Source organism: Mojavia sp. (assembly GCF_059505145.1).
The window spans coordinates 19,258-37,378 of record NZ_JCACKA010000102.1; the positions used below are offsets into that span (position 1 = coordinate 19,258).

The 18,121-nt window shown below is 40.0% G+C and carries 19 protein-coding genes and 1 pseudogene; 12 read left to right on the forward strand and 8 right to left on the reverse strand.

The window, feature by feature from the left end; genetic code table 11:
• Positions 1 to 54: 54 nt before the first annotated feature.
• Positions 55 to 453, reverse strand: a complete 399-nt coding sequence (locus AC5JL8_RS28540) for a COG3650 family protein (protein ID WP_495883054.1) — start codon at positions 451 to 453, stop codon at positions 55 to 57.
• Positions 454 to 534: 81 nt separating this feature from the next.
• On the opposite strand from AC5JL8_RS28540, the gene AC5JL8_RS28545 reads away from it, so the two are divergent.
• Positions 535 to 726, forward strand: coding sequence for a hypothetical protein (locus AC5JL8_RS28545; protein ID WP_495883055.1), 192 nt, complete (start codon positions 535 to 537; stop codon positions 724 to 726).
• 156 nt (positions 727 to 882) lie between these two features.
• Here the strand turns inward: AC5JL8_RS28545 and AC5JL8_RS28550 are convergent, their stop codons facing one another.
• A complete protein-coding gene (locus AC5JL8_RS28550; RefSeq protein WP_495883072.1) occupies positions 883 to 1,065 on the reverse strand; it encodes a hypothetical protein in 183 nt (60 codons plus the stop codon).
• On the opposite strand from AC5JL8_RS28550, the gene AC5JL8_RS28555 reads away from it, so the two are divergent.
• The 4 genes from AC5JL8_RS28555 (at position 1,028) to AC5JL8_RS28570 (ending at position 4,976) form a co-directional block, all read left to right on the forward strand.
• The gene (locus AC5JL8_RS28555) at positions 1,028 to 2,323 is read left to right on the forward strand and encodes a serine hydrolase (protein ID WP_495883056.1); all 1,296 of its coding nucleotides are present in this window, start codon (positions 1,028 to 1,030) and stop codon (positions 2,321 to 2,323) included. The two genes, AC5JL8_RS28550 and AC5JL8_RS28555, sit on opposite strands and share 38 nt — an antisense overlap.
• Before the next feature lie 498 nt (positions 2,324 to 2,821).
• The gene (locus tag AC5JL8_RS28560; RefSeq protein WP_495883057.1) at positions 2,822 to 3,736 is read left to right on the forward strand and encodes a phosphodiester glycosidase family protein; all 915 of its coding nucleotides are present in this window, start codon (positions 2,822 to 2,824) and stop codon (positions 3,734 to 3,736) included.
• Positions 3,737 to 4,065: 329 nt separating this feature from the next.
• Positions 4,066 to 4,515 carry an Hsp20/alpha crystallin family protein gene (locus AC5JL8_RS28565; RefSeq protein ID WP_495883058.1) on the forward strand — a complete coding sequence of 150 codons (450 nt, stop codon included), beginning with the start codon at positions 4,066 to 4,068 and terminating at the stop codon, positions 4,513 to 4,515.
• Positions 4,516 to 4,805: 290 nt separating this feature from the next.
• Positions 4,806 to 4,976, forward strand: a complete 171-nt coding sequence (locus AC5JL8_RS28570) for a hypothetical protein (RefSeq protein WP_495883059.1) — start codon at positions 4,806 to 4,808, stop codon at positions 4,974 to 4,976.
• Between the two features lie 135 nt (positions 4,977 to 5,111).
• On the opposite strand, the gene AC5JL8_RS28575 is transcribed toward AC5JL8_RS28570, so the two are convergent.
• On the reverse strand, positions 5,112 to 5,384 hold the full coding sequence (locus AC5JL8_RS28575; RefSeq protein WP_495883060.1) for a GlsB/YeaQ/YmgE family stress response membrane protein: 273 nt from the start codon (positions 5,382 to 5,384) through the stop codon (positions 5,112 to 5,114).
• Positions 5,385 to 5,606: 222 nt separating this feature from the next.
• Here AC5JL8_RS28575 and AC5JL8_RS28580 point away from each other — a divergent pair.
• The 3 genes and pseudogenes from AC5JL8_RS28580 (at position 5,607) to AC5JL8_RS28590 (ending at position 7,164) form a co-directional block, all read left to right on the forward strand.
• Positions 5,607 to 5,761, forward strand: a pseudogene (locus tag AC5JL8_RS28580) (DUF5670 family protein).
• Positions 5,762 to 5,877: 116 nt separating this feature from the next.
• Positions 5,878 to 6,243 carry an S-layer homology domain-containing protein gene (locus tag AC5JL8_RS28585; protein WP_495883061.1) on the forward strand — a complete coding sequence of 122 codons (366 nt, stop codon included), beginning with the start codon at positions 5,878 to 5,880 and terminating at the stop codon, positions 6,241 to 6,243.
• Between the two features lie 348 nt (positions 6,244 to 6,591).
• Positions 6,592 to 7,164, forward strand: a complete 573-nt coding sequence (locus AC5JL8_RS28590) for an HdeD family acid-resistance protein (RefSeq protein ID WP_495883062.1) — start codon at positions 6,592 to 6,594, stop codon at positions 7,162 to 7,164.
• A gap of 113 nt (positions 7,165 to 7,277) precedes the next feature.
• On the opposite strand, the gene AC5JL8_RS28595 is transcribed toward AC5JL8_RS28590, so the two are convergent.
• From AC5JL8_RS28595 to AC5JL8_RS28605, 3 genes are all read right to left on the reverse strand, one after another.
• The gene (locus AC5JL8_RS28595) at positions 7,278 to 8,333 is read right to left on the reverse strand and encodes a glutathione S-transferase family protein (protein ID WP_495883063.1); all 1,056 of its coding nucleotides are present in this window, start codon (positions 8,331 to 8,333) and stop codon (positions 7,278 to 7,280) included.
• Between the two features lie 490 nt (positions 8,334 to 8,823).
• Complete coding sequence (locus AC5JL8_RS28600) at positions 8,824 to 10,746, reverse strand: Hsp70 family protein (protein WP_495883064.1); 1,923 nt, start codon at positions 10,744 to 10,746, stop codon at positions 8,824 to 8,826.
• 14 nt (positions 10,747 to 10,760) lie between these two features.
• A complete protein-coding gene (locus AC5JL8_RS28605) occupies positions 10,761 to 11,669 on the reverse strand; it encodes a hypothetical protein (RefSeq protein WP_495883065.1) in 909 nt (302 codons plus the stop codon).
• Positions 11,670 to 12,533: 864 nt separating this feature from the next.
• On the opposite strand from AC5JL8_RS28605, the gene AC5JL8_RS28610 reads away from it, so the two are divergent.
• From AC5JL8_RS28610 to AC5JL8_RS28620, 3 genes are all read left to right on the forward strand, one after another.
• Positions 12,534 to 13,094, forward strand: coding sequence for a hypothetical protein (locus tag AC5JL8_RS28610; RefSeq protein WP_495883066.1), 561 nt, complete (start codon positions 12,534 to 12,536; stop codon positions 13,092 to 13,094).
• A 371-nt stretch (positions 13,095 to 13,465) separates the two neighbouring features.
• Entirely contained in the window at positions 13,466 to 13,909 is a 444-nt protein-coding gene (locus AC5JL8_RS28615) for a pyridoxamine 5'-phosphate oxidase family protein (RefSeq protein WP_495883067.1), read from the forward strand.
• A 27-nt stretch (positions 13,910 to 13,936) separates the two neighbouring features.
• Positions 13,937 to 14,140 carry a ChaB family protein gene (locus AC5JL8_RS28620; protein WP_495883068.1) on the forward strand — a complete coding sequence of 68 codons (204 nt, stop codon included), beginning with the start codon at positions 13,937 to 13,939 and terminating at the stop codon, positions 14,138 to 14,140.
• Between the two features lie 493 nt (positions 14,141 to 14,633).
• Here AC5JL8_RS28620 and AC5JL8_RS28625 read toward each other — a convergent pair whose 3' ends face one another.
• Both AC5JL8_RS28625 and AC5JL8_RS28630 read right to left on the reverse strand, forming a co-directional pair.
• Positions 14,634 to 15,659, reverse strand: a complete 1,026-nt coding sequence (locus AC5JL8_RS28625) for a YihY/virulence factor BrkB family protein (RefSeq protein ID WP_495883069.1) — start codon at positions 15,657 to 15,659, stop codon at positions 14,634 to 14,636.
• Between the two features lie 261 nt (positions 15,660 to 15,920).
• Positions 15,921 to 17,450, reverse strand: a complete 1,530-nt coding sequence (locus AC5JL8_RS28630) for a YifB family Mg chelatase-like AAA ATPase (protein ID WP_495883070.1) — start codon at positions 17,448 to 17,450, stop codon at positions 15,921 to 15,923.
• A gap of 55 nt (positions 17,451 to 17,505) precedes the next feature.
• Between AC5JL8_RS28630 and AC5JL8_RS28635 the strand changes: the two genes are divergently transcribed.
• Complete coding sequence (locus AC5JL8_RS28635) at positions 17,506 to 17,856, forward strand: histidine triad nucleotide-binding protein (protein WP_495883071.1); 351 nt, start codon at positions 17,506 to 17,508, stop codon at positions 17,854 to 17,856.
• Positions 17,857 to 18,121 lie beyond the last annotated feature (265 nt).

Below are 18,121 nucleotides of genomic sequence, written 5' to 3' on the forward strand. Positions count from 1 at the left end.
GTTTAAAACTTCAAAAATTTATGATTGCGCTGCGCTCCGCCAGGAGCTTAGGCATTATTTTTTCTCGGCGCAACCTTCCAAAACTCTCTTGTCTAAGATGACAGTTGCTGAGTAGGGATAAACTTTGTCTGACATTCCATCGCTACAGCTGTTAACTTGCTTAATAATTAACAGACTATTGCTTCTGCCTCTTAATCGGTATACTCGCAACAAGTTGGCAGGACGTCCTTCTGCCTTCAGAGGTGTGACATAAGGAAAAGTTTGCTTTTTCACATCTGGCGAAGAGTAGATAATTCCGCGTTTGCTGACGGTAATGCTCCAAAAAGGTTCGGTTCCCCTAGCGATAAATTCTTCACTATTGGCAGTTTCCGCAACAACAAAACTATTGCTATTCATGGACAATAAGGCGACACCAAGTCCAAGGAGAACAATAGAAGAAATGAAGGTTTTCATAAATATCTATTATATTTTGCAGGACGACTCTGCACATAATAAACAAGTGCTGACGTTGAAGCAACAGGCAGAGGTGGCACTATGAATCAAACAATAGTTCATCTTGTTACTGACATCCAGAACTTTATCCTGCTGGTGTTCTACACAGAAGAAAATAGCTGGCAGTTCCGGGTGGTTAGCCCTGGCGGTACAGTATTCGGTGAGCGTAGACTCTACTATACTCCCGAAGCGGCGGAAAAGGCAGGGCGAGAATGGATTGGGCTAGAGAGGTAATATTGTGTTCGGTGAAAGACTTATCATTAAGACCGCAGGGGAGCAGGAGGCAGAGAGAAAGAGCGATCGCCAGGCCAGGTATAAAGTTCGATAGTTGCCTGAAAATCTTGCGTTTTCAGCAATTAGTCCTAATAAGCTGATTTCACTCAAAAATTTTTATTCTCCAGCGGAACTATTTTGTGAGTTAATTGTCTTGTCTAAGGAATTACCACAAATTCTCATGCAGTTTTTCTTCGGATCGTCCGGGAGAACTAGGAAAATTTGTGCAAGTAAATCCTGCTGTAGCTTATAAATAACACGGATGAGATTACGCTTTTTTCTACTTAGCGTCGTCAGCATTATGCTGCTCTGTTCCCCAGCAAAAGCTTCTCGGTTACAATCTTGGTACTTTGACTCGGCAAAAAACCAACTCAACCTCACTACAGACTCTGGAGTTCAACCAAAAGCATTTTTAATTAATAACCCGACACGACTTGTTATTGACCTTCCTGGAACCAAACTTGACGGTAATACAGTTCGTCAACGCTTTGGGTCAGCAGTCAGAGAAATCCGTTTGGGCAAACTTGATGCCAAGACCACTAGACTAGTGATTGAAATAGCACCAGGGTATACTGTTTCTCCCGAAAAATTGCTAATTAAAGGTGACTCTTCCTCTCACTGGATAGTAAACTTTGCATCGTTTGAGCGCATCAACAACAATAGTTTGCCTCCTAGCGAAGAAAAGATTCCTATTCAAATCGGTGAGGTTTCTCCCTTTGCTGGAGTTGTTCCTTTAGGAAAAGAAATTACGCAACTCAGTTCAAAAGTGAAATCGTTGCTAGCTCGCTACAGTTTTCTGCAACCGGGAATGTTTTTCTTAGATTTGGACACAGGCAATTATATAGACTTCAACGGGGAGAAAGTATTTCCAGCCGCTAGCACGATTAAATTTCCGGTTTTGGTGGCTCTGTTTCAAGAAATTGATGCAGGTAGAGTCAAGCTCAATGAAACTTTGGCAATGCGGCGCGACTTAATAACTGGAGGTTCTGGAACAATGCAATATCAACGTACTGGAACTCGGTCTAGTCTTTTAGCAACCGCCACTAAGATGATTACCATCAGCGACAATACTGCTACAAATATGATAATTGACCGTTTAGGTGGTAAAGCTAAGTTAAATCAGCGTTTCCGCAGTTGGGGATTGCAAAACACTGTTATTCGGAATCTTTTAGGTGACTTCAAGGGTACTAACACAACCAGCGCTAAAGACTTAGTAAGACTTTCAGCGTTAGTTGTGAATAATCAAGTGCTGAGTAATTCCAGTCGTAGCCAAGTTTTAAATATCATGCGTCGTGTTGAGAACAAAAGATTATTACCTTCTGGTCTTGGTAAAGGTGCAGTAATTGCTCACAAAACCGGAACCTTGGGAATTATTTTAGGAGACGCCGGTATTATTGAGATGCCATCCGGTAAACGTTATTTAGCAGGAATTTTGGTAAGAAGACCTTTCAATGATTTAAAAGCTAGGTATTTTATCAGCCAGGTTTCCCGGCTTGTGTATGGCTATTTAGACCAAGCGAGAGTGGCGCAACAGCCTTCAGGACTTATGCAAAAATAACATCTTGCATCAGTCCCAACAACCGCCTGGGAATGAATTCCCAGGCTGATAGCGAAATCCGAACTGTATTGGGAATGTAGGTAAGCACGACAATTTGACTGTTGTAAAAATGTAGGTAATCACAAGTTGTAAAGAGTGGGTATTGTTGGAAATTGGAAAATTTACGGCTTTGCCACTACGCAACCAACAGCAACAAAAAACCCCGGCGAAACTAACCGAGGTAGAGGAGGAAACCAAATGATGATTAGAAATAATAGTATTTAGTTTTTTATATTATTTCGTCATGTAAAGTAATGTAACGGATTTGTTACATAGAGTCAAGCGGATTTGACAAAAAATGCTACATAGTAGTAATTCAATTAGGTGAAGCAACTCTAGCTTGCGAAAGGCAAAGATTTCTGTAAAGCTGAGTTACCTAACGCAGGTGATATTATCACAAACTTGGAATAGTCTAATTGCAGGTTATGAGCTAACCCCAGAGGATGTTGAGGAAAACAGGTGAGAAAAGGCTGGCTACTCGGTTTGACAATATTTAGTTTAGGAATGCCTCTGGTATTTAAATTTAGTTCCTCGCCAGGGTCTATACCAACAACGCCAACGATTGCGCCTTCACCACCAAAAAACATCCACTATGAACAACGTATTTTGCCGCATAGCATAGTTCACATCCTGCGAGTGCCAAGCAATAGCAAATTTTTGGTAACTCCTGCTGTATCACCAAAAGTAACCACTATAGAGGAATTTGCTCAGAAACATCGCGCACAGGCGATCTTAAACGCAGGCTTTTTTGACCCAGTTAACCAAAAATCTACATCTTATGTAGTTATCTCTGGTCAGTTGGTAGCTGACCCTAAAGAAAACGAACGGTTGGTGAATAATCCGAAATTAAAGCCTTATCTCAGCAAAATCTTAAATCGCACAGAATTTCGTCGTTATATCTGTGGAGAAACTGTCCGCTATGATATATCTCTGCACAGTGAGCCATCACCAGCAGGCTGCGAGTTAGCTGATGCTATAGGTGGTGGCCCGCGCTTATTACCAGAACTAGGCTCAGTACAAGAAGGCTTTGTAGATCATACCCACCGCCGCGATGCGATCGGCGGCAATCAACCTAACGCCAGAAGTGCTATTGGTATTACCCGCGATTGCACGGAGTGCAGCGCCAAAGGCGATCGCAGTATTGTTTTAGTAATGGTGGCGCAAAAATCCTCAGATCCCGTTAACTCTGGGATGACTTTGGCAGAACTGGCAGATGTGATGAAAACCCTCGGTGTTGAAAAAGCAGTAAATCTGGATGGGGGGAGTTCGTCTTCGCTTTATTACAAAGATCAGACATTTTACGGAAAAGTTAATTTGCAAGGAAACTCTATTAAACGACCAGTAAAATCGGTTTTATTGGTTAAGGAAAACTAGGGAACTTTAGCTCATCCGAATTTTTAAAGCGTTTTTCAAATCCTTAGAATACTACGTGATTGTAGAGGGCACAATATACTTTCCTCCTATATAATTTACCTACATAAAAAGTTCATCCATTCAGCGTTATAGGGTTTACCGAACAAATATTTTTACGGTTTTTATCACCTTTTAATCAGCCAATTTTGTTGTCGGTAATCACAACTGATTGAGTGAAAAAACCGAATTTCCAGGCTTTGTAATTCTCAATATTATAGTAATCAAAGCAAGGATTAAATCCTGAATTGGTTGGGTAAATCAAGTCTACTGGTACAAGGGATAAATTAAATATGCTAGTTCGTTACAACCCCTGGCAAGAATTTAATACTCTACAACGTCAAATCAATCGTCTGTTTGAAGATACAAAGGCACCATCCGCATTATTGAATAATGATTTAGTTAAAGTTCCTGCGGCTGAGTTGCAAGAAACTGAAGATGCGCTTCATCTGAGGCTAGAACTCCCAGGAGTAGAAGCTAAAGATGTAGATGTTCAAGTTACAGAGAATGCCGTTTACGTTAGCGCTGAACGTAAATCTGAAACTAAAAGCGAAGAAAACGGCGTTATCAAAAGCGAATTTCACTATGGAAAATTCCAGCGTGTAATTCCGTTATCTGCTCAAATTCAAAATACTAACGTTACGGCAGACTACAAAGACGGTATCTTGAATTTGACATTGCCCAAAACGCAAAAAGAGAAAAATAAAGTTGTCAAAATCAATTTAGAACAACCTACCGCTTAACAGGTTGTATTGATTTGATAACTACCTTTTTCTAAGCTGTTGGTGTGGTGCTAATTGAATTGTCATTGTTTAGATAGTGTTAGGTAAATTCTAGCCTGGTTGCTTGGTTAGCAGCTGGGCTTTTTTATTGGCTGAGAATTCTATGAGTGGTAGTGGCGCAAGTAAATTTTTAAAGTTAGCTGTGATTCAAATTGCTACTAGAGAACTAAATCTAATTCCTTCTAGCGGATGTAGTCTAATTCATAAACTAGCTGGTTAGCTTAATATTAGCAACTATTAAAGGTGAATGAATGAATAGGACATTGATAGCGATTTTGACGTTTTTCTTCTTATTCTTGTTTATTGTCTCGCCATTTGCTGCCCTTGCTAGTTTAATGCTTGTGGTGTTAAGTGCAGCATTTTTATCTTTAGTAGGGAATGTGTTCCAAACACTTATCGGTGGTAATAGCAATTCTAAATAGCTATGAAAGCAAAATGCATAATAATAGCGCTTACCTTTTAAAAGACAAGCGCTATTTCTTAAATTTAAAACAGGGAGAAAGAATAGTTACGGTTATTTCCCTGAAGTTTACTAATAATTGTCGCAATTTAACTTCTTACACAGCGCTGCGACGGGTTAGTAAGTTCCACAATAATACGGCGATAATTGCACCTAGAACTGCGACTAAGATACCAGTGATGCTGAGGGTAGGCGCGGCTAATGCAAAGGTTCCCGTACTGAAGTATACACCCAGACTACCGCCAATAAAAGCACCGATGATTCCTAGCAAGATTGTTCCTAAAATTCCGCCGCCTTGATGACCGGGGTAGATAGCCTTAGCAATAGCACCAGCAATTAGACCTAAAACAATCCAAGCAAGAATGTTCATGGTTATTAACAAGAAACTTTTCTTTGATTCTATATATAGTTTAGTAAATTCAAGCTTGATATTCAATCTACCAACAGAATTAACTCTATTAACCACAAGGAAGAGTATAATTGCTACCCTTTACTTATTTTGGCATTAGTGCTAATTCATCCACAAGGTAGTTATCAAAATTTTAATAAAATAATTAAATTTTTACTTAAGTTATTTAGGTAGTAAAAAAGTATAGTTAGTTTACTTTGGACAGTTGCAGTTGTACTTTTTGTCTTTTGGGCGTTAGGGTTGCATTACACATTTTAGGTAATCTCATTCATGTATTGCTACTTATGGCGATCGCTATTGCTATTTATAATTTTTTGAAATCACGTACTGCTTTTTAGGTGATTTTACTAAAAGAAAGAAAATAGATAAGGTGTAAAGTTTTGTAGCTACTTTTCGTGTTTAATTTTGATAAGGTGGAAGAGTAGAGAGCTTGTAGCTACGACCAATGTTTAAGATGTCATCAATTATTAGCTTGCTCAATCCAACCACCTTGGCAACTACGTTAGCACTGGCAACAATTGTTGCTTATCCATCAACAACGCTGTCACAAACACCAAGCGATCGCAACTTAACTCCTCAACAAGGTTGCTTATCTGGCTATCCTAATGGCACATATCAAGGAAATCGCCCAGTAACACGCTATGAGTTTGCTGCGGGGTTGAATGGGTGTCTCAATCAGCTAAATGAAATTATTCCGGCTAACAGAGCGAATTTGGCAACAAAAGAAGACTTGGAAATTTTACTTAAACGGCAGAGGGAGTTAAACCAACAACTTCGAGAACTTAACGGGCGAGTTGATACCATCCCTACCAATAAGTAACTCATATTAGAGTAATTTTTATAACTTTTTTAAACGATTATCAGTTTTATTACTATTGATATATCTTTGGCCGCTTGACTTTAGTAAGCCTTAGTAAGCCTAATGATTTTTGTTAGCTTCTAGACAACTATAGGGTCTTCACCAAGCAGCTTATAAGATGTTATTTTAACTTGAGAGTATAACCTTGAGCTAACCATTAGGCGTATTCAGTAACGGTGATATTAAGGCTGTCAGCTTGTTCATAGACAAGCTGAAGATAATACTCATGAGTCTACCTTAGGGTGATACTTTGTCATTAACAAATTACTTAACCTAATCGTATAGTTCAATTAGGCAGAAGGAATTTGTATGACAGCGAATGTTTCTGGTGATATTAACAAGAGTGGTAATAGGTCGCTATTAATGGGCGCTCTCTTGATTGTTTTAGGGATTATTGCGATCGCAATGCCTGCTCTCTCAACAATTTTTGCTGAGACTTGGGTTGCAGTGATCCTGGCTTCTGCTGGTTTTGCCAAACTGATCTATGGGTTCCAAAACCGTGATTCCAAAGGCTTTGTTTGGCAAATTTTGTTAGGCATACTCTACATTGCCACAGGTGTAATGCTGTTTACTAACCCGTTAAAGGGTGTTCTGACGCTGACTTTGTTGCTTGGCAGCTTTTTATTAACTGAAGGCGTATTTGAGTTAATTCTCGCATTCCGGGTACGTCCGCAACAGAACTGGACATGGGTGTTGGGTGACGGCATTATTACTCTAATTTTGGGCGCAATGATTTGGTTCCAGTGGCCCTTCAATGCACCTTGGCTGATTGGAACGCTACTTGGTGTTAGTATTCTATTCACCGGCATTTCACGAGTGATGTTGTCGTTAAGTGGGCGTACTCCCTTTAATTCTCCTGACCAAGCTCCCAGCGCTACTTAATACTGTGGTTTTATAGTGTAATTATACGGGGCGATCGCGTAGCGCGCCCTGTTTCCCAATCGCACTATATGAAAATATGGTTAGTTTAGCTTACTGCGATCGCTTCTTGCATCTCATGCTTTTAGATCTAGGTTGTTAGTTATTTTGCCGCGAACGTGCGGTTTTAGCAAATAGTTGATATCGGGGCCACAGGGAATAATACCCCCCGGATTGAGTGGGAATAAGTTGCCATAGTAGTCCTGCTTTACACTCTCCAAATCGCAGGTATCAGCAACACCTCTGGTCTGATACATATCACTGAGATACGCCCCCAGGTTTTGATAGTCTTGGATTCGGCGACGGTTACACTTGAACAGTCCGTAGTATGCAATATCAAAGCGGAATAATGTTGTAAACAGGCGAACATCAGCAAGCGTGATATTATTCCCACACAGATATCGATTTGTCTCAAGTGCTGCGTCAATCTCATCCAGAGTGGCGAACAATTCATCACAAGCTTTATTGTAAGCTTCTTGAGTTTGGGCAAAGCCGCAACGATACACGCCGTTGTTTACACTTGCGTAAATCTTCTCATTCCACCAGTCAATTTTTTCTTTTAGTTCCTCTGGATATAGATTTAGTGTGGGGTTTTCCGCAAACTCGTTAAATTCTGAGTTCAGCATTACAATAATCTCTGCACTCTCGTTATTAACGATAGTCTTGGTTTGCGTGTCCCATAACACTGGAACTGTAGAACGCCCACTGTAGCCAGGTTGAGCAAGCTCATACAATTGGGCAAGAGTGCTGCAACCTTGCTCTTGTTGGTTAAGTACCCAACCACCGGCAATAGGAGAAGGAGAAACAATCGATACTGATATAGCTTCTTCGAGTCCTTTGAGCGATCGTACAATCAAGGTGCGATGTGCCCAAGGACAACTAAGTCCAACATAAAGCTTATAGCGCCCCGCAGCTGGCTGGTACAAATTGTCTTTTTGCGTGCCAACAAAGTTTCTAAACTGACTGCTGGGACGAATATACTCTCCCAACTGATTGCGGGGGGCAAGTTTCGACATCATCATCTGCCAAAGAGTTGTCCAAACAAACTTACCCAGTTTGATAATAAGCTTTGGCGGGAGTGACTTTTTCTTACTCCAAGGAAACTCTATCTTCAGATTTTTGATATCAGTCATGGTTTGAATTGGGAGAGTTTTTAGCTTACTAATTCAACTAAAGCATCCCCTTGAAACCGAACTACGCATGAGACTGAGCAGCCACGGTAATATTCAGTTGTAAATACTGAAAGCGTGATATTGCTCTGACCCGGATCTAAAATTTGTTGCACCTTACAGGTTTGCCTTTTGTTTTTGCAGTAGGCAATGATTTGATCACCAGCCTTGATATCCAACGCTTTGATTTTCAATTTATATTCAACCTCATTAATAAGTTGGTTTAGCTAAACATACTGCTATGATTGGCTTTTTTAACACTAAAACCCTTATTTAAGTATAGCATAAAATTAGAAAAGAAATTTTATCTTGATAAAATTGTTATGTCAAGACAATTTATGCTTAACGTAATATAAAATACAATACAACCACTAAGCATAACCCCTAACGTAAGAAATTATCAATTCTTTGAGTTGTCTTGTCACAAGTTAATTTATAAGTAGCCTCTCAACCGTTATTGGATCAGAATTATTGCTTCTTGAACTTTGGTAGAAAGAGCTTTTTGCAGCCCTTGCTCAACCTTGCCGATCAATTTGTCAAAAGCCTCTTGATTTGCTGTTAGTTGTTCTCGAAGCACCTTTTCTAACTCAGGCTTTATTTGTTCACACATATCGTCAATTTTTCCGTCATTTAAAAAACTAGAACGAATCCAACTGGGAAGATCCATATTTGTTTTGATTGTCTCTTGGAAACTCTTGCGATTTAGCTCCATTCCTGCTGCCATAACTGAAGCCCCATAGACCAATGCAATCGGCCAAGTTAAGTGTCCAGTTAATATCAAAGTGATGATGCTAGCGACAGTACCTCCGCCAATTACTATATTGACGATAAACGCTACAGTATCGGCAAGTATAGCGTCTCCAATACGCAGTTCGGGATTAACAAAAGCTGGATCGATGCTATCTTCAAACCTTAAACTACTTCTAGGTATTTGATACTTTCGACATATTGGGTCGCTTTGTGCGGCTAAGTCGGGTTGGATTTTATTGTTAAACCAATTAATACATTGATTGTTAATTATCTGTTGAGCAATATTGCTTTTCAACCACTGCTCCGCCCGATCCTTCATAGAAATTTCCAAATCGGCTAAAGTTCGTATTCGATTTTTTTGCCAATCTTTTACCCCTGGTCTAACTGCATTTTCAATTAAATTATCTGCCAGTGGCTTAGTCAGCAATTCGACCAACTCCGGGATATGTTTCTCAATCAATTCTTTGAGTTTGTTTGAATAAAACAATTGATTGATTTCTTGTTTGAAGGCCGTAGCACGCAAATCCCATCGTCCTACTCGCGCTAATCCCAGTGCAATGCACCTTTCAGGCTCAGGATCGGGGCGGATCTGTGTTTCTGGCTCAGGAAACATTTCCTGACAAATAAGACGCGTAAATGCCATTCGGGATGCACCGCCAGTCATCAGCACCAGTTTCGGTACAATACTTTGCTGATATAGCTTTTTTTTAGCCTCGCTTAAAGCTTCACGAAACGATCGCATCCAACTCTTTTGCCCCAATTCGGCTACAGGTTGGTTTAAAATTTCCTCCATAATCAATTTGTTGACTTGGGGGATAAAATAAATCTGTTCGTTAATTGACTCAAAGCCACGTGCAAAAGATTGTGAATCGCTATATAGCTGTTCATTAGAAAAATAATCTTCTTTCGTTTTGCGACAAGCAAGTTCACAACGAGCTTGGTGATGCGGATAATCTAAAAATACTTTTTCGAGTAATGCTTTTTGTTCGTGGTTGCTAAGAGTACGCTCAAAAATCGCCTTGTCAATTAAGGATGCACCTAAAGCGTTACTACCAAAATCTATCGGGATTTCTTGTAAGCTTTTAACTAATGTAAAATCTGTGGTTGAAGAGCCAATATCAACAATTAAAACCGACGAAAGCAGTTTTTCATACTCCAGCTTACCAGCTTCCTTGGCTTGCATGAAAGCAGCCCGTGATTCAGGTACAACACTGAGTTGAGCAATCCCAGATGCTTGAAGTAGCTTTTGATATTCCTCACGTTCATTAACTGACCATCCTGAAGGGCAACCGACATAAAAATAGCTACTTTCCCCACCTTCAATTTGTCTACTTTCTTTCAGAAGCCGATAGTAAGTTGCAACAAAAGTGCTAATTATTTCTTGATATTTTGGATCGTTGTTCGGTTTTTGCTTAAAAGAGATTGTCAACTGGGTAACACCAGCTTGGATTAATGCTTGCTCACCAACCAGATAACCAAGTTTGGGATGCCAACCTAGAGCCGTGATTTGGTTCTTTCTATTATTAATTTCCAGCATTTGGGGAGGTTCGATACTCTCCACTATTGCTTTAGCTACAGCTGTTTCGCCATGCCCTAAATCAAAACCGATTGTTTCTAAAATATCCATATTCTTATTGTGTATTATTCTCTAGCTTCGGAATACACTGGCTCAATTACCCGGCCGCGTCTGAGCAAGCGATCGCCTTTTAACAAGGCAGGAGTTATAGTTATGTAATCTTCGGTGTTAGGATCGATACTTGGTTCAAAGTCAAAATAGCCGCGATCGCTATCACGGTCTTTTCCTCGGTAAATTTGAGTCCTAATTCCTTGCTCCATTAAAATTTGTGGTAGCAGTTTCGTTAGTTCGATGACCATTTGGGGTTTATTCAGAAACGATGCACCTATCAGCCTTTGCAGAAAATTTAATAGTTCTGGTAGTTCTTCTACGCCACGGTCATCCTTATGTTTATTTCCTTCTTCAAATCTAGCGACTGCTGAGTCTATCGTGTTGAGCGCATCGGCAACGTTGTCTAAAATAATTTTGCTATTAACTTTTAAGATAGGCTGAGGTAATTCTGATAGCCCAAGAGTTGGGGAATTGTTTTCTTGATTATTCTTGTCGAGCTGAAGTACAACTTCCAACCCTATCAGCACAGACGCTAGTAAAATAGCCATCCACGCACCTGGGCTAGTTTCACTTAAATAAAACAACCAACTTAAAATACCTATATATATCAGTGCCTTTAGCAGTTTCAGAATTAACCTGTTGGGGGAAGATTTTATAGTTGGGTTAATAATTGGCTGTGGCTTTTGTAAAGTAACTTGAGTCTGGTGAACCGCTGTGAGAGTGCTAAGAGATTGCCGCAGTAAATCCAAGAAAAAGGAAGCTAGACGTACTTGTGTAATGTTTAGCTCACTAATGTAAATTCTTTCGAGATTATCAAGTCGGTTCTGAACGAGCTTAACTACCTGCTCAACGTTGATTGTATTGTCGATATCTATCTGGAGTTGGTTGCGTTCTTCGTTAAAAAGAGAGGTTATTGTCTTCATCGCCCTGGCTAAGATTGTAACGTTACTAATAGCAGAATGATTTGTTTCCCCTACCTAAAGGCTGAAAATGTAGGTATCAAACTATGTACAGCGATATAGCTTTTCCAAACACCTAAGTACTTAAATATAATTAATAATACACTTTGTATCTTTATCCTTCGTTCCCTCTCTTCATCACTGAATTTCATTTTGTACAAATACTTATTTTCAAGTACTGATTGTTTTTTAATTGTTGTTTCTAGATAAAAAACTATAATTCTTACTGCACAAAATTTTTACCAAAAAACGATGATTTTCTCCATAATTTTAGACAATAAAACCCTCAATTTCCTTCCTGCTTGAGGTTTAAAATTGTATCCGATTTTTATTACCAAGAGTGAAACCGTGAATAATACCCAAGTTTTAAGTCATTCTTTATACTTTAAATCTTAAAAACAATAATAGGCCTGCCTTCTGCCCTATTTTTAAGGCAGGTCTAATAGGTCGCTGTCATGAGCTACGTACACCACACCAGCACATATGAAGAACCTCCCCGTTAAAAGTAATTGATAGTGATGGACAGTAGCAGCGCAATCATGCGATCGCAATAAATTAAGCTCATCCCACTCGTTTGCCCAATGCCCTAAGTCGGCTTTCTGTTAATGAATCTCAAAAGCTCTGTTGCTCTCTTCTTTATAAGCGCATCTGCAACACACTTGCTTGGCTTGAGAAATAACATTCCTTAACAAATCCGTATAGGTGGAACTGCTTGACTGTCAGGATTATTTGCAATTAAGGTAATGGTTCAGCACAACTGTGATTAAACCTACTAGAAGCCAGAAAATAAACTAGGTGTAAACTACTAGCGAAGTTAAGGATAAAAAATTGAAACAACAGCAAGTTATCTTGGGAAGCATCACCGCGACAGTATCTGCAATAGCACTTGGATATCTGGGCGCTCAATACTTTAATAAGAACACTATGTATACAGTTGCTGGTGCAATGCTGGGGCTTGGTGCAACTGCACAAATTACGCAACTCAAGCCAAAATCTCAATTCCAACCGTCAAAGCAACCAATATCATCCTCTTCTTCTGCAATTCCTAGCGCACAAATTACGCAACTCAAGCCAAAATCTCGGCTCCAACGGGCAAAGCAATCAATATCACGCTCTTCTTCTGCAATTCCTAGCGCACAAATTACGCAACTCAAATCAAAATCTCGACTCCAACGGGCAAAGCAATCAATATCATCATCTTCTTCTGCAATTTCTGTTACCCAGGAACCACAGGTAATACAACCAATTGATCAACCGATTGAACAAAATATTGAGCGCCATATTGAACATCAGAATGAGCCTGTTGAACCTTATTTTAGTAACGAATTCATGGCAGAAATTGATCCTATAATTGAACGCTTTCTCACACTAGGTTTAGAAGAATTTTAAATTTTTCAAACCACTGATTCTAAATTATGTAAAAAAGCCAGAACATCATTCAATATTAGCTTAAATCTGCAATTTTTAATTTTCTACGTTTTCACTTCCTCAACTCAACACTGCTGGCTGGTTATGTCATTTTATAGCTTAAATACTCGTCAACCGATATAGGCACAATTCTTGCTCACCAAGGGTAATCTCTAACCAAATATATCTATGGGTATAAAATTAAAAGCTAATTTAAACAGAATTCTACCTTTAGGCTCACGCAATTAAAACTCAAATGGGTTGATACTTATAAAGAACTTGACTAGCCATATAAGCTGCTTGTCATCAAAATTTTCATTGCTGAAGAAGATATCAATACAAGAGTACGGTAAATGACAACTTCTACCGACAAAAATCAAGATATTTATAAGCTGCGTGGACTGATTAAAGACATTGAATCTGGAATGCTAACCACAATCGATGAGCATGGCAGCTTGCACAGTCGCCCTATGGCACAGAGTACTGAAATCCAATCTGATGGTACGCTCTGGTTTTTTACCAACGCTAGTTCTCATAAGGTGTTTGAGATTGAGCATCGTCAGCAAGTTAATGTCAGTTTTACATCACCCAATCAGCAGCGATATATCTCTATATCGGGTATCGCAGAACTAGTAAAAGACCGCAACAAGATGCAAGAGTTGTGGAAGCCGGAACTTCAAGCTTGGTTTAGCCAAGGACTTGATGAACCCGATATTGCTTTGCTCAAGGTGAAAATTAACAGGGCTGATTATTGGGATAGTCACTCCAGCTTTGAAGCACAATCAATTAGTTTGTAATTGAAGCTAAGTAAGGAAGTGAAATATATGCCTTACAAACAGATTGAAGACTTACCAGATTCAGTCAAAGAACACTTACCCAAGCACGCCCAAGAGATTTTTCGGGCTGCATTTAACAATGCTTTAGAAGAATATAATGAAGAAGAAACTGCCTTTCGTGTTGCTTGGAGTGCAGTAAAACGCGATTACGAAAAAGGAGACGATGGACACTGGCACAAAAAGCCAGAATAGGTAGAAACATTTCAGAAGTAAAAGGGATTAGGGATTGGGGATTAGGGATTGGGGATTGGGTTATCAAACGAAAAATTATGGAATTCTGCTTTAACCCTCCCAAATTTTGGGGCATTTTCCCAGTCACCAGTACCCAATCCCGGAGCAGCATTCCTCCCCCACCAACGAATACATATGGTGGGGGACTTCTTGCCGCGACCAGTTGAACGACTTCTAACGAAATTCGTATGTAGACACCTAACTAATGTAGTAATCATGTAGGGTGGCATTGCCCACCCTACGAAGTTTTTGCTCTATTCCTCTTAAAAATTTCAAACATATTTATACCAAGTTGCAATCAAAAGTAGCAACTGTTATTGCAAGCGAAACAAAGTGGAGCGAAGCAACCTCCCTTAACGAAAGATTACTACAACAGAACGCAACTTAGTATTAGTAGGAAATAGTTTAAAATTTTTATTTTTTTGACATAGATTTCTTGTATCGTGCAATAAAATTAATTTCTTCTTCTTTGTTTCAACCCCTTGGGTTTGGTAAAGCTCCGCATGATGCGATTAATTACGTTAGAGGGTGACTTCTTCGGATTAGAAGATTGTCCCCTTTCAGTGTTGCCATTTCTTTGCCTGCCTTGATTAGTAGAATCGTTGTTATTCAGAGGCATAGCATTTTTAGTTGGGACAATACCGCTTCCGTATCTTCTAGCATAAACTTGGGTAAACTCAGCACCAAAAAACAGTATCTGAGCAGCATAATAAATCCAAGCTAAAATAACTACTAGTGAACCAGCCGCACCATAGGTAGACCCAAAACTACCGTTACCTAAATATTGCCCTAATAAATACCTACCAATTGAGAACAAAATTGAAGTAATAGAAGCCCCAATTAAAACATCTCCCCAAGTGATTTTGGCATCTGGCAGGACTTTGAAAATGAGTCCAAACAAAACTGTAGTGATAGTAAAACTAAGTATGAAATTAACAATTTGCCAAATGAAATCAATACCTGGTACAAGGTTACTAAAGTAAGTCACTAATGCTGTTAATGCCGCACTAATTACTAGAGAAACTAGAAGTAAAAAGCCAATTCCTAACACCATTGCAAACGACAAAAAGCGTTGGCGCACCATATTATTCACGCCTTGTCCTGGTTTTGGCTTCACCTCCCAAATTGTGTTGAGAGCATCTTGCAACTCGGTAAATAAACCAGTTGCACCCAATAGCAAAACTAAAATACTAATAATTGAGGCGATAGTTCCTGCTTGTGGTTGATTGGCATTTCTGATGGCTGTTTCAATCACTTGTGCGCCTGGTTTGCCAACTAAACCTTGAATTTGTCGGACAATTTCACCCCTTGCGGCTTCTTCTCCAAAGACTGCTCCGACGATCGCAATTACAATAATCAGTAACGGTGCTATAGAAAAAATTGTGTAATAAGCTAATGCCGCTGCTAACCGTGAGGCTTTATCATCACTCCATTCCTGAAAAGTCTCTTTAAATAACCTCCAAATCGCTTGCAAACTCATTCAATCAGTCTCCTTATCTTCAGGATATTGCTTACCTCTGATATATTGGATAATGATTTCATAGCTGGCGGCATCTTCCCAAGGACGCTTTACAGAGTTTCTTGAGGAAGAATTCATTATTTAGCTAGAAGTAGCAGGTTGAGCCGATAGCTTCCTGTACGGTAATATCGCTCAGTAATTAGCATTTGAAGACACAATTAGTATTGCGATCGCCTCTGGCGCTGCGCTTGGCGCAATCGCTTCACAACATTATTTGTGCCCTTACTGCATTCTATCTATCGTGCGATACTGAATCGCCTCTGCTACATGATTGGCTTTTAGCTCATCCTCTCCGGCCAAATCTGCAATTGTTCGTGCAACTTTGAGAATGCGATCGCTTGCTCTTGCTGATAAACCTAATTTTCTAATTGCTGCTTCTAATAAATTGCGGCTAGCATCATCTAGTTTGCACCATTTCTGGAGATGAGAACTCTGCATTTGGGCATTGCAACGCAGATTTGGTTCTTTTTGGAAGCGATTAGTGGCGCGATCGCGTGCTTGCTGTACTCGTTTTGCTACTGATATTGATGCTTCTCCCGTGGGTTGCTGGGTAATTTCCTCTGGTTTCAAGCGATTTACCGCAACTTGTAAATCAATCCGATCCATTAACGGCCCAGAAAGCTTCGCCCAATATTGCTCTCGTTGCCGTGGCGAACAAGTACACTGTTGGATAGTATCGCCATAAAAACCGCAAGGGCAGGGATTGGTACTCGCTACCAAAGTAAACTGTGCCGGAAACATTACAGATTGTTTAGTGCGGGAAATCGTTACATAGCCATCTTCCAAAGGTTGACGCAGAAATTCTAAGACATCTCGTTTAAATTCTGTTAATTCGTCAAGAAACAAAATCCCCCTGTGTGCTAAAGAAATTTCACCAGGACGGGGGAAGCTACCGCCACCAACGAGAGAAGGGCCAGAAGCTGAGTGGTGAGGACTGCGGAAAGGGCGATCGCGTACCAATGAACCGCGATTTTTTAATAACCCTGCTACTGAGTGAATACGCGTAACTTCCAATGATTCAAAAAACTCTAATGGTGGCAAAATCCCTGGTAAACGTCGTGCTAACATCGTTTTACCACTACCAGGCGGCCCGACAAACACTAAATTATGTCCGCCAGCCGCCGCAATTTCTAAAGCACGGCGACCATGAGCTTGTCCTTTCACATCCTTCAAATCTGCGCCGGAATAGAATGAGTGTGGCAACTCCTCTGTCTCATTTAGCTGCACAGGTTTGTAAAGTCCTGGATTATTTAAAAAATCAACCACTTCAGATAGATTTTTGCAACCATAAACAGCTAAACCTTGCACCACTGCGGCTTCTTGAGCATTATCAGCTGGGACAATTAAACCTGTAATTCCCATTTTTTGGGCAGTAGCAGCGATGGGTAGGACACCAGCAACAGGACGCAAACTGCCATCAAGGGAGACTTCGCCTAAAAATAGATAATCACCTAACAAATCGGCGTTAACTTGCTCAGAAGCTGCCAAAATTCCTATACTGATTGGCAAATCGAAACTGGGGCCTTCCTTGCGTAAATCAGCCGGAGTCAGGTTGATCACAATTTTTCGCATCGGAAAGGCAAAACCAGCATTTTTTAGTGTCGCTTTGACTCGTTCTTTTGATTCCTGAATAGCTGAATCTGGTAGGCCCAAAACAACAATTCCCGGCAATCCCCCTGATACATCGACTTCCACGCCTACTTTGACGGCATCGATGCCCACAATAGATGCACTCCAGACTCTAGCAAGCATTTATTCTATGACAGTAACCCTTTAGAATCTCTAGCAGATGAGTAAGTAGATTGGCATGAGTGAAACCACAGAGACGATTTTCAGCAAAATCATTCGTCGGGAAATTCCCGCAGACATTGTTTATGAAGATGATTTAGCCTTAGCGTTTAAAGATGTTAACCCCCAAGCACCAGTTCACATCCTTGTGATTCCCAAAAAGCCTATTGCCAAATTAGCTGATGCCGAATCTCAGGATCATGCTCTTTTGGGGCATCTTTTATTAACTGTCAAGCGTGTTGCTGAACAAGCTGGACTAGAAAATGGTTATCGGGTTGTCATCAACACTGGCGATGATGGAGGCCAAACTGTTTACCACTTACATTTACATATTTTAGGAGGGCGGGCCTTGGGATGGCCCCCTGGTTGATGAAGTTGTACTGAGTCTTGAGTGCTGAGTGAAAGATTCATTACTCTATTCACTCACAACTCACGACTCAGCACTTAATGCGTTTACCATTGATAAGAAATGCAAATAACTGTCATAACTTATACTTAATTAATTTTGCTTTACAAATCTAAATATTAAATTTAATGTAGATACAGGTAAGCAACTTTACTTACCGTATTCATACAAACAAGCAATCATAAAACAATGACAGCAACCTTACAGCAGCGCGCTAGCGCCAACGTAT